An 11,949-nucleotide genomic window follows, 5' to 3' on the forward strand; every position below is an offset into this window, starting at 1 on the left:
TTTGGAGCCCTCGTTGAGGCAGCGCGGAAACCATCGAGTTCTTTGAGTGACGAGAGCCCGTGCATAGCCCTGACTGTGTGTGCCGTACGCGGTTCTGTGGTCTCGGCATATCGCAACACATCTGGGACGACTTGTCGGGACACCGTTACCGTGTATCCGGCCAACCCCATGGCGCTGACCGGCATGCCTCGTCCCGGATGGATTGGGTCGACATCTATGACGTCACCTTGCGCGGGAAGGCCGTGGTCCCTCGGACATGATCGGTCAGCGTACGATCAGGTGGGCCGCCCAGCAGGCCATCGACGCCCGATAATCCGGTGTGTCCGGTCGCAATGATCATCGCGATGTCTCCTCAGTCGCCCGCTCGATTCGAGACCCGCCGAAGCCCTCGGAACTCGTGAGACCAGCGAGGCTCGAGAAATGTGCATGGGCCAGCAACATGTCGCGCTCGCGGTCGACGCCGGTGAAGGGGGCAGCGTAGGTGATGCCGTTTGCGGTGATATCGGTGCGGCCAAGGGCGGGGTCCTTGCGGAGTTCGGAAGCGACTTTTGTCGGGAGTTGGCGACCGTTGGCGTCGTAGCGGGCTTCGCGTTCGTAGCGTTGCAGGACGGGGAACTGGGTGCGGTAGATGGTGAGGAGCTCGTCGGCCGAGATGTTGAGCATGACGGCTACGATTGCGTCGATTTCAGCCAGAGCTTGGCGGCGGTCAATGGCAGTGCGGAAGGGGGTTCGCCGCGTCCAAGTGCGCGACACTGAACCCAGCGCGGACTCGTGACGTCGTGTGGCCGTTTCGTCAGGAACCCAGGAGTCGTCCCGCCAGCGGCTGTCGTACAACTTTGACCAGAGCGAAGAATATTCGGCTACAACGCAATTCAATCTCAGGGCGCGAAGCGTGAGGTTCGGCTCCAAGACATGGTTTCGGATGTGCGGAATTTTGCCCAGCGCGGATACCTTTACGTGACCGACGCCCATGACTTTGATCAGGAAGTCGGCAACCAGGGAGCTTGTGATCCCGGACATGACTGCGAGATCAGTCGGATCGCTGACGGTGAGTGACAGAATGCCACCGACATGAGTTGGTCCTGGAGGCAGCAGGGCGGCGTGCAACGTACGGACTGTCGCCGAATCGCACATTTCCCGCCAGGCCAGTCGGAAATAAGTCGAGCTGGGCTCGCCGTGCCAGTGGGGGTACGCCGCCAGGTACTCGGCCGACGGTCGCGCCACCTGGTAGTTGGTACGGGGGATGAAGTCCTCGGGCAGGGTTTCCAGGTCGATCGGGGAGTAGTCCACGTTGCTGCGCATCGTCGGGTTGCCCTGTTGGTAGATCGGGGTGGCGACGGTGAGGTGCGGGCCTTGCAGGATCACGTCGTCCCAGCGGTCGGGGACGGCGGAGCGGGATTCGAAGTAGCCGAGTTTGCGATCTGCTGACTCGTGCCAGCCCGCCGTCCAGTTGAAGCCGATAGCGGATAGTCGGGGTGCGGTGGCGATCTTCTCGAGAACTTCGGCGCTGGCGCGGTTGACCGGGTAAAGAATGCGTGCTTCGGCGGCTGGGGTGCCAGGTTCGTCGATCAGGGCAGCCCAGTTGGCAAGTTCGGCTTCGGTGACTTTGATGATGCGTTCGGCATGCGGTCGGACGTCCCAACGATCTTCAGGATCTTTCACACCCGGAGCAGGGCCATCGCCATCGTGCCGCAGGGAGCGCGTCACCACCTCAGGCTGGTATAGGGCGGCTGCTTGGAGGAATCGGATGTCTGCCGACTTACCGTATACGTGCACGCCGAATAGTCGGGTGTGGTTGATCTCGCCGAACATTTTGAGTTCATTGCGGAACTGCCAGTGCCGCCGAAGGCGGTGGTAGCACTCGCTGCGTAGGCCGCGCGCCCTCGCTTCGGTGAAATGGCTTTCGGGATGGAGCATCGAGACAATGCCGCTCGAGGCCATAGAGCGCCAGGCGCGCTCCATGAAGCACCGGTACGAATCCGGCTGTAGTCCGGCGAGGACGGGCCGATCGATTCCCGACCCGAGGTGTTCGCTCTGCCCGGCTTGCTTCGCCCGCTCGTTCAAATACACGGTGTGGGCGATCGGCGAACTCAGTGCAGCAGTGAGCTTCTCCCGCTTCGCGGCTTCCGACGGCTTGTGCGCCAACTGCCACCACGGATCGAAGTCTGCGAGAACCGCCGCCTCATCCCAATCCGGCCGTACCCACGGCGGATTTCCAACCTGGAGCTCGAAGCCACCCCGTGCGAACACGGGGGCGAAGTCGAGTTCCCAGTGATGGAATCCCTGGTCCTCCGCGATGGCAGCGGCCACTCCGAGCCAGGGGAATCTGGTCAGCGCCTGGTCGATCGGCAACGTCTGAGCGAAAGTCCGGTCGGTGTGTTCCGCGACATCCAAGTCATACCAGCTCAGGTCACCGGCAATACTGATCTGCCCGTGCTTCTCGAACTTCCCCGCCTTCGGCTGCACCCCGAGCACCGCTTCCAGCCCACCGGCCCACTGATCCCAATCGGGCGCAGTCACATCCGTGGTCACCGGCCAAGACCACAGCGCACACCATGCGTCCATCGCCCGCCGCAGCCGCCGATAAGCACCGTTTTCGTCATACAGCACGGCCGCGATCTGCTCTCGGCTCACAGCGGGTGCAGGTTCGACGGCCTCTCCACCCCACAGATGCAGATCGCGCCGAATAGCCGACTCCGCGATGGTGAGCCGCCGCAAGGTCAACTCCCACAGCGTCTCCACCCGTTGCGCCAACCCGGCAAGCCGCTTCACCGTCTCCTTCGAAGGCGACTTGCGAATCTCGTTGCGCCACAGCCGCAGTTCTTCCCGCTTCTCCGGCGCATACGTCTTCGCCTCGGCGGTGTCGACCACCGCACCCCACCCTTCAGCGGGCAGCAGGAAGTGGTGGATACCAGTCCCGGTCTCCTCTCCGAGCGGCACGTCCTTCGGCACGGTCTTGAGCCACGCTTTTCGCGCCAGCTGCCCCGGCTCATACACCGCACGCCGTGCCCCGATGAGCGAGTTGCCCCGCCGTAGGTGCAACCCGAACCACGGAGCCTGCAACCCGGCGACCATCGTGTCGAGCCACAGCGAGATTTCCGCGAGTTCGACGGCGGTGGCGTTCAAGTCCACCCCGTACACCTGGTGCAGGGCGATATGCGCCTTCACCTTCTGCAACTCGACCGGATACTGATCGGCTTCGATCAGTTCGCCGAGATCTTCCTGTTTACGCTTCAGATATTCGGCCGCGAGCTGGCGGACAGCTTCGATGGCGAACGCGCCGGAGCCGAGAGCTGGCTCGCAGATGGTGAGTCCGAGGATTTCCTCGGGAGTGGTGCGGTGGCCGTTCTGGTCGAGCAGTTCCTCCAGCGCCTGGGAGACGACGAACTTGGTCAGCACCTCGGGGGTGTAGTAGGAGGCGGACTGCTGGCGTTCGCGACCGGCGAGGCGGAAGACGAAGGTGCCCTTGCGGTGGACGACGGGGCGCATCTCGTGGGTGTCGGGGTCCTCCTTGCGCACGAAATCGGTTTCGGCGAGGTGGTCGGCGCGGTCGACGGGCACCACCCAGGAACCCTTCTCCGGGTCGCCGTTCTTGGCGACCTCGTACAGGTCCTCCCCGGCGAAGAAGCCGGTGTAGGACATCAAACCCTCATACACCGCACCGAGCTGGTTGATACCGAGTTCGGCGTAGCTGATGAAGCCCCGATCCGCGCCCTTGCGTGCCTTGCTCTCCTTGCTGAGCAACAGATGCTCGAGCACCTGCCGGGTGGCCTCGTTGCCGAGACCGACCCCATCGATGAGTGCGGTGGCTTTCGGCAAGAACAGGTCCGCGCGTAGGCGGTTGAATTCGAGACCGGGAGCGGGGTCGTCGGCGACCACCTCACGGACGGCGGGAGTGTGGCCCTGGTCGACGAGATCGAACAGTTTCTTCAACGACTCGTACAGGTGGGTGCCGGTGCGGGCGCGGTGGGAGACGAGTTCGGTGAGGGTGAGTTCGCGCAGGCGGTCGAGACCGTAACCCTCCTCGTATTCTGCTGCGCCGGTGGGCAACACCTGCATTTCGGGTGATGCCTCGGCATACAGCAGGAACAGGATTCGATACAGGAAGCGCAGCGACTGCTTGGCGAGGTCGTTGCCGTCGATGCCATCCATGGTCGGGCCGCGTTCGCGGCGGCGCACCACCTCGTTGGCGATGATCTCGATGGACAGGCGGATGCCTTCGCGCAGATCCTTGGAGACGCCGACGGTGTGTTTGACCGAGTCCTCCAGCACGCCGGTCCACCAGATACTGCCGTCGGCGTCGGGCAGCAACGCCTGAGAGCCGAAAATGGCGCACACGCGGTCGATCTCGCCGCCGCGCGCTTCGTGCTTTCGTTCGGCGACGACGAGCAGGTCGACAGCCAGATACCGGCCCTCGGCCCAGCGTTCGGCCTCAGCCAGCAGATGCCATTGACCGGCCTGCACCACCACGAACGCGGGTGGGGTGTCGGAACGGAACGCCGCCGAGACGGCCTTGGACACCGACTCGATCGGCTTGCCGTCCTCGGTGGCGGGGGTGATGAGCAGACCGGTCTCCGGGGACAGCAGATCCTCCAGCGTCCCCACCGGACTCGCTTGCAGGAAAAGGATTTCCGAAGTGCCGGGGAGCTGGGCGTCGGGGATGACCAGCTCCGAGCCTGCGCGTTCGGCGGTGAAAGGGGAGAGTTCACCGTCGAAGCCGAAGACATCGCGGACCTGGGCATGGGCCTTGGGAGCGGCCTCCGGGTCCTCGGCGAGAGCGGCCAGCGTGGTTTGCAGGTCGCGGGCTGCGGCGAGGAAGCGGCCGCGGACGGTGGCGCGGCCGTCCGTCGCTTCGGCGTCCCACGTCTTGCGCAGGTCCATCACCCGGCCGTGGAAGGACTCCTTCACCGAATCGGTGGTGAAGTAGTGCTCGCTGATCCAGTCCTCGCCGACGACGACGGAGTCGAAAGAAGGCACGGTCACTGATCCTTGTCCGGGACGATCACCAGCAGCGGGCGCACCAACTGCTGGGTGGGGGCGAGGGATTCCGCCAGCCGCTGCTCCTCGGCGATTCGGCGAGAAAGACTGTCCACCCTTGATTTCCGGCTGCCGAACAGGTCGAGCTGATCGGCGGCGGCATACCAGCGGTCGGCGCGGGCGCGCCAGGCGGCCAGCCGTTCGGTGGCCGAACTCTCCTGCTGATCCAGCACCAGCCGCATCGCTTGCGCGGCCTGCTCGACGGCGCGCGGGATCAGCGGTCGCAGGGCGTCGGTGTCGTCGAGGGGGCCGGGATTGGGGGTGCCGGGGCGCAGACCGGTGTCGGTGAGCAGGAATCCGAGATCCTGATGGGTCTCCACGAGCGAAAACGAAGGGTTGGCCGGATTCGGGAAGACGACCGTGGCGAACACGCGGGAGACGAGCTGGCCGCGCCGGTTCATCAGCGTGCCCATCAACAGCACGGTCGGCGCGGCCAGGGAGCCGCGGATGGCGAACACCTGATTGCGGCCGAGCGCGCTGAGCGCGCGGTCGCTGGCCCAATCGAGCACGGGGTGCAGCGGGCCCAGGAAATGCGCTTCCGGCCAGGTGCTGTTGCCGACGCCTCTGCCCTGCTTGGCAGCGCGCAATTGGGCGTCGCCCACCTGCGGCGTGGTGGCGAGCTTCAGGCGTTCGAGCACCCGGCCGTGCTCGAGGTAATTCTGCGGAAGCTGATTCAGGCGCTGGCGCAGATCGCGTGGCGGAACCAGTTCGGCGATGCCATGATTGGCGTGCACGGTCCAGCCGACGCCGCCCGCGGCCGGATCGGCGTGCGGGATGTCGTCGAAGGCGGCGCGCAGCGCCTCGTCGAGGAAAGTGACGTCGTCGGGGTAGAGGCTCTGGCGGGGTAGTTCGGGCAGTTCGGGTGTGTCGTCGTCGAGCATGTCGAGCTGGGCGAAGAAGGCGTCGATGTCGTCGCCGTCGACCACCTCCTCGACCGTGCGGACCTGTTCGTCCAGGCTGGTCTTGCGGGCCAGCACATCGCGGATCGCCGACTCCTCCTCGCTCACGCTATGCCGGCCCATCAAGGAGGCGACGTCACCCAGCGCGGAATGAGCCTGATTCTCCTTCTCCAGAAGGCGCGACAGCACCCGCAGGTCGCCGGAGAACTCCGGCTCGGAGGGCTCGAGGATCAGTGAGGAGATGACCGGCGGGCGGCGCTGTCCGTACCGGTCGATGCGGCCGTTGCGCTGCTCGATGCGGATCAATGACCAAGGGATATCGAAGTGAATAAGGTTGTGGCACTGAGCATGCAGGTTCACGCCCTCGGAAGCGACATCGCCGGTGACCAGCACCCGGATCGGGGAGGTCTCCAACTTGAAGCTGTCCACGATCTCCTGCTGCTCCACATCCGACAGGCCGCCGTGCAGCATCACGACGTTCTCCGGTCGCAACCCGAGGGCGGGTGGCAGCAGTTCGGTGAGCCAATTCAAGGTCGCGATGCGTTCGGCGAAGACGACCGCCCGCACGTCCGACTCGGGTCCGACGCCGATCTCGATCAACCGCTGCACCAGAGCGGCCTGCTTGCCCGCCGCCTCGGTGAACGCTTTGTCGTTGAGATCGGAAAGCTCGTCCAGAGCGGACAGTTCGGTACGCGCCTCGGGAGTGTGCGGGCCGCCCTTGGCGGTCAGTTTGGCGCGGCGCTGATCGATCGACTCGCGCAACGCGGCGGGCGAGGAGAGGAACGCCTTGGCCAGAGTCCACGGGAACAGCGCCTTGGTCTCGCCGGAATACGGCGACGAGCCGGTGGGCGGATGCAGCCACACCCGCGACAGCTCGCGGGCCACCGCGTCCTCCGCCGCCGAGGGTTGCACCAGGCGATGCACCGGCTCGGCGCGCTCGGCCCAGTCGCTGCCGACCTCGGCGGCCACCTCGTCGTGATGGCGGTGCCTGCGGATCAGAAGGGACTGCACGTCGGCCTTCTCGAAGGAGCCGTCGGCGGCCACCACGGTCGGGTCGAGCAGGCGCAGCAGCTCGGCGAACGACTCCTCACGGCCGTTGTGGGGCGTGGCCGAAGCCAGGATCAACGCCTCGGTGTTCGGGGCCAGCACGCGTGCCAGTTCGTTGTTCTGGGTACCGGTGTTGGTGAGATTGTGGGACTCGTCGATCACCACCGCATCCCAGTACTGACGCTCCAAATGCGCTTTGTAGCGCGGGCTTTTGAGGGTGTCGATGGAGATGATCGCGCGCTTGTAGTAGGTGAACGGGTTGCGGGTTGCGGGTAGCTTCTGGCGCACCTTCTGGATGCCCGCCGAATCCAGCCGCACGAACGGCAGCGCGAAACGGCACCATAGTTCGTGCTGCATCTGTTCGAGGACGTGACGCGGCGTGACGATGAGGATGCGCTCGCCCCGGCCCCGGCGGACCAGCTCGGACAGGATCATGCCGATCTCGAGCGTCTTGCCCAGGCCAACGGCGTCGGCGAGCAGGATGCGCGGACGGATCAGGCGAGGATCGAGCGCCTTGGTGACAGCGGTCCGCTGGTAGCCGAGCGAGTCGGCGAGCATGCGGGTGGAGACTGTGAGGGTCTGGTCGCCATAGGGGAACGGGGTCTTTCGCAGCAGCGCCTCCAGCCACAGACGCGAATCCCGGTATCCGGAAGAACCATCCGCGACGACCTCGGCATCGGCCGGATCCTGCACGGTGATCTCGTCCAGGCTGTCGTAGAAGGTGGCGGTCGTGTCGGCGACCAGTTCGGACAGTCCACGCACCCGCAGCAACCAACCGTCGGAGCCATGTTCGGCGGAGGTGACCAGCCATTCCTCGTCGCGGATCACGACGATCGAGCCGGGGGCGACATTGAGGTCGGCACGCGGGGGCGCGGAGGTCATCGAGAGTGCTCCTGGCGGTGTAGACGATCGAACAACCAATCTAATACCGTTCAAGGGCGGCAATATGTTTCGTTCGCAACGCTCGAGGAGTCCGCCGGTGCTACGGTCTGCGGGGCGAACGCGCCGTGCACTGCGATTTCCGGCGTACTCGAGCGTCCAGCCGACCCGATCGCCCCGCTCCAAGTGCATCCGGTCGCGGGCTTTTTGCACTGGGGGACATACGGCCGACGAGATCGTCGATGCGGATGCCTGCGGCAAAGCTATCTGCTCACGCCAGGCGGTCACCGGCCGCTGAAGCCCGAAGTAGCTAGTAAGAAGCGGGTTTCGTGCAAGTGCGTAAGTCGCCGAGATCGTCAGCACCTACGACGGTGCGTGCTGTCCGGGAAGAACGGCAGTCGCTATGTCATCGTCGTGCGATTACAGCGATGCGGAGGTGGTGGAGCGACCCCGCGACGTTGCCAGTCGCCATATGTGGTGGTGCCGTTGCTTTGGAGGCGCCATTCGAGCCGACCGTTGGAACTGCGCCCCGCCACCATGGCAGCCGCTACTGGTGGAGACGTGAAAGCCGAGACACGGGCTGAGTCGGTAGCCTTCTCGGCGCGGACACACACCCGCGCGTCTCGTCATACTTCATCGCCATCGGCGACTCTGCAGTCCGCCTGGCCGCCAGCGCGCGACATAGGTCCACTGCCCGCGACAACCGTGCAAGAGGCCGGCATCGCGAAATCGGCCCATCACGGTCGAGACGGCGTGCCGGCCTTCTCGTAGCTGCTCGTGGTCAACCCTAAAACGCGGCCGCCGCCCCGTAGCGGTCGCCGCCTCATGCAGATCGCTGGAACCGATGACAGATCGGGCTGAGCGGGCTCCGCGTGACTTGCCTGGATGGCGCACCGTATCCGTCCGGACCCGGGTTTCCCGGCCCGCTGGTCGGCGCGGTCTATGCCGCTGTTGGGCCGGGGTAATCCCGCGACCGGCCGATACTTCGTCCGGAACCGGAACCTGCGGCCGTCGGTGACCCGAGCGAGCCGAAACACGCAGGCAATGCCTTAGTTTTCAACGGTAAGCGAGAATTGCCAGGAATTGCCTGTGCATCTCTCCCTGGAGCGGTACCGTGCACAGGGCTGACACCTACGCCCTCATCGCCGATGGCTCGACGCGGACATCGCCGAGATGTAGGAATCGGCGAAAGTTGTTCGTGAACAGCACTGTTCGCCGAGTGGATCGGCGTACCTGCCTGCAGGGAGTGGTCACACTCGGCGAGTATCTGTTCCATTGATGGGAGCCTCGTCTTTGACCGTGCACTACATCTCGGCGTCGCCGCGACAGCGTTCGTCCGCAGGTGCCCGATGATCCACGGCGAGCCCACCGGAGCGGTAGGGCCGCGCTACAGCATCTACTCGGAGGAATTCGCGAACGATCCGCATCGCGCCTATACCGCGATGCGGGATCGCCACGGCTCGCTGGTTCCCATCGAACTGGCGCCCGATGTCCCGGCCACCCTGGTGATCGGTTACGCGGCCGCACTTCGAATTCTCAATGATCCCGAGCGGTTTCCCGCGGATCCCCGCTACTGGCAGAACAGCATCCCGGCCGATTCGCCGGTACGGCCGATGATGGAGTGGAACCCGACCGTCCTGCGCAGCAGTGGTGAACTGCATCAGCGCTATCGGCGGGCGCACGTGTACGCCCTCGACGGGATAGATCTGTACGAGTTGCGCCAGAATGTGGAACGGATCGCTGTCCCACTCATCAACTTGTTCTGTGAGTCGGGGAAGGCCGATCTCGTCACCCAATACGCGTTCCCGCTGGTTTTCGAGGTGCTCAATCGTATGGTCGGATGCACACCGGAATTGGGGCAGCGGGTGGCGGACGGGGTCGCAGCGCTTTTCGAAGGCATCGACGCGGAATGGGGGATGAAACACCTTGCCGAGGCGTTGCTGGAACTCATCGTCGAGAAGCGAGCCTGTCCGGGCGACGATGTCGCTTCGAGGTTGGTTCATCATTCGGCGAGACTCGACGACGAGGAAGCGCTGTTCAACCTGAGCACCATCTACGGCGCAGGGGTGGAACCGCAGCAGAACCTCATCGTCAACACCCTGCTGCTGATGATGACCGATGAACGTTTCGGCGGGAGCATGCTCGGCGGCAGCCTCGCCACCCGAGACGCACTGGACGAGGTGCTGTTCAATGATCCGCCGCTGGCGAACTTCTGCACCACCTATCCGCGTCAGCCGGTCCTCGTGGAGGATACGTGGCTGCCGGCCGACCAGCCGGTGCTGATCAGCCTGGCCGCGTGCAACAACGATCCGGCCATCCGGGGCGGTGAATTCGCGGGCAACCGATCCCACCTCGCCTGGAGTATCGGACCGCACGCCTGCCCGGCTCGCTCGCCGGCATACGTGGTGGTCGAGGCCGCGATCGACCTGCTGCTCGACGCGCTCCCGGAACTGGAACTGGCGGTGCCTGCCGAACAACTCGTCTGGCGCCCGGGACCGTTCCACCGGGCACTGGCAGCACTGCCGGTCGTCTTTCCGCCCTCGCCGCCGCTGAATCCTGTATAGGGCGCGGCGCAGTTCGGCGGTGAACTTATCCATGAATGCATTTATTGCACGCGAACGTCGGCAGTCGTGCGACCGTGCGGGTAAGCGCGGTCGCGGCGGTGTCGCTCGCTGCCCCGGAGATCGGTGCGGTATTCGGCGAAGCGCTCGGCCGTGTCGGCTTCGTCGATGCGGTCGTGTTGCACGACCTGCAACGCCTGTTCAGCAGTCTGCCCCAATGCTTCAAGGGCATTGCTCTCCAGGACTACGTTCAATCTGGACAGCCCGACCTCAGGTGACACGTAAGATCGCTCGTCACGCACGCCGTTAGCGCATACCCGGTGCTGGCAACCGGAGCGACATCCGCGCGAATTTTACAATCGCCGGTCGGGCCAGTACCGCTTGGATTGGAAGTATTGTGTGGCTTCGGGGGCGTCGTTGTAGTCGAGAAGGTTTCCTACCTTCTTCGCGAGCACTCGACGTACTTCTTCGGGGCTGGCGAAGAAGAACTCTCGGCGCGTATTCGCGTGGTTGAGCCGCGCCGCAGCGAACTCTTTGTGGAGTTCGTTTTCGAGTGTGACTGCGTCGTCGGAGAAGTAGATGGCGTGGACGTCGAACGGGAAGGGGACGGATGCGCCGCCGAGTTCGCGGACTCGGTCGAGTGGTTCGAGTCGGCGAGTCAGCCCGATCTTGACGATGTCGGGGCCGAAGGCGCCGATGTTGGAGATGACGTAGACGTAACCTGCGCGGATGTTTGCTGCACGGTAGTCGTTCTGCGTGATCGCGTCGGCGATGCGGGTGAGTTGGTCTTCGATGTCGCGGGTGTCTTGTCCGCTGGCGGTGAGTCGTTGCAGCACTGCTCGGTAGTGTGCTTGCTCCTTCTCGAGTCGCTCGCGTTCGGCGGCGAGTTCTTGTTCCACCTTGCGTTCCTCGCGCAAGCGCTCGCGTTCTTCGCGGGCGGCTTCTCGTTCCTCCTGCACCCTCATCATGTAGTCGGCTGTGAGTTCGAGTTCCTTGATCCGCAGCGCGTGGTAGGCGGGGGAGACGTGCATTTGCATTGCCGCGCCGAGCTTTTCGATGTCTTTGGCGGCCTTGTCGAGTCGTCGTTTGGCGGTGTCCAGGTTGCCGGCGCGTATGGTTCGAACGCTGTTTTCCGCTTCGGCGTTGTAAGCCCGCAGCATGAGCTTGGAGAGGTCAGCGGTCAACCGGCGGCCCTCGGCGAGGGAGTTGTTGAAGCTGAACTTCTTGGCCACCACGATGGCCTCACTGGTCTTCACTGCTTCTCGCACGTCCGCGCGCAACTCGGCGAGGGCTTGTTTGTAGCTTTCGGCATTCTCCAACGGGTGGTGGTACTCGTAGATGCCCACCTCTTGAAGCACGAGTGCGTCGTCCACGGTGATGAGCCGGGGATCGCTCAGCGGAGGCGGCGCACCGGCTGTGGTCGGGCGGGCTTGCAGCTGTGCGGTGAGTTCTTGGATTCGATCTTGTAGGTCGGCGGATTCGCGTTCTTTGACGATCAGCATTTTACGCAGTGCGACGATCGCGGC

General features: G+C 64.5%; 6 protein-coding genes. 3 read left to right on the top strand and 3 right to left on the bottom strand.

Annotated features, from left to right (window positions below):
• Nucleotides 1-336 precede the first annotated feature (336 nt).
• Nucleotides 337-4,470, bottom strand: a complete 4,134-nt coding sequence (locus ABZ803_RS20280) for a class I SAM-dependent DNA methyltransferase (protein ID WP_357040250.1) — start codon at nucleotides 4,468-4,470, stop codon at nucleotides 337-339.
• Between ABZ803_RS20280 and ABZ803_RS20285 the strand changes: the two genes are divergently transcribed.
• Nucleotides 4,450-4,986, top strand: coding sequence for a hypothetical protein (locus ABZ803_RS20285; RefSeq protein WP_357040253.1), 537 nt, complete (start codon nucleotides 4,450-4,452; stop codon nucleotides 4,984-4,986). The two genes, ABZ803_RS20280 and ABZ803_RS20285, sit on opposite strands and share 21 nt — an antisense overlap.
• Here the strand turns inward: ABZ803_RS20285 and ABZ803_RS20290 are convergent.
• On the bottom strand, nucleotides 4,980-7,865 hold the full coding sequence (locus ABZ803_RS20290; protein WP_357040721.1) for a helicase-related protein: 2,886 nt from the start codon (nucleotides 7,863-7,865) through the stop codon (nucleotides 4,980-4,982). The genes ABZ803_RS20285 and ABZ803_RS20290 overlap by 7 nt on opposite strands.
• A gap of 1,346 nt (nucleotides 7,866-9,211) precedes the next feature.
• On the opposite strand from ABZ803_RS20290, the gene ABZ803_RS20295 reads away from it, so the two are divergent.
• Both ABZ803_RS20295 and ABZ803_RS20300 read left to right on the top strand, forming a co-directional pair.
• Nucleotides 9,212-10,426, top strand: a complete 1,215-nt coding sequence (locus ABZ803_RS20295; RefSeq protein ID WP_357040256.1) for a cytochrome P450 — start codon at nucleotides 9,212-9,214, stop codon at nucleotides 10,424-10,426.
• A gap of 35 nt (nucleotides 10,427-10,461) precedes the next feature.
• Nucleotides 10,462-10,701: a hypothetical protein gene (locus tag ABZ803_RS20300; protein ID WP_357040259.1), complete on the top strand. Its 240-nt coding sequence runs from the start codon at nucleotides 10,462-10,464 to the stop codon at nucleotides 10,699-10,701.
• A gap of 75 nt (nucleotides 10,702-10,776) precedes the next feature.
• Here the strand turns inward: ABZ803_RS20300 and ABZ803_RS20305 are convergent, their stop codons facing one another.
• A complete protein-coding gene (locus ABZ803_RS20305) occupies nucleotides 10,777-11,796 on the bottom strand; it encodes a DUF4041 domain-containing protein (RefSeq protein ID WP_357040262.1) in 1,020 nt (339 codons plus the stop codon).
• Nucleotides 11,797-11,949: the final 153 nt, after the last annotated feature.

The sequence above is a fragment of the Nocardia sp. NPDC047648 genome (assembly GCF_040642815.1).
GTDB classification, from domain to species: domain Bacteria; phylum Actinomycetota; class Actinomycetes; order Mycobacteriales; family Mycobacteriaceae; genus Nocardia; species Nocardia gamkensis.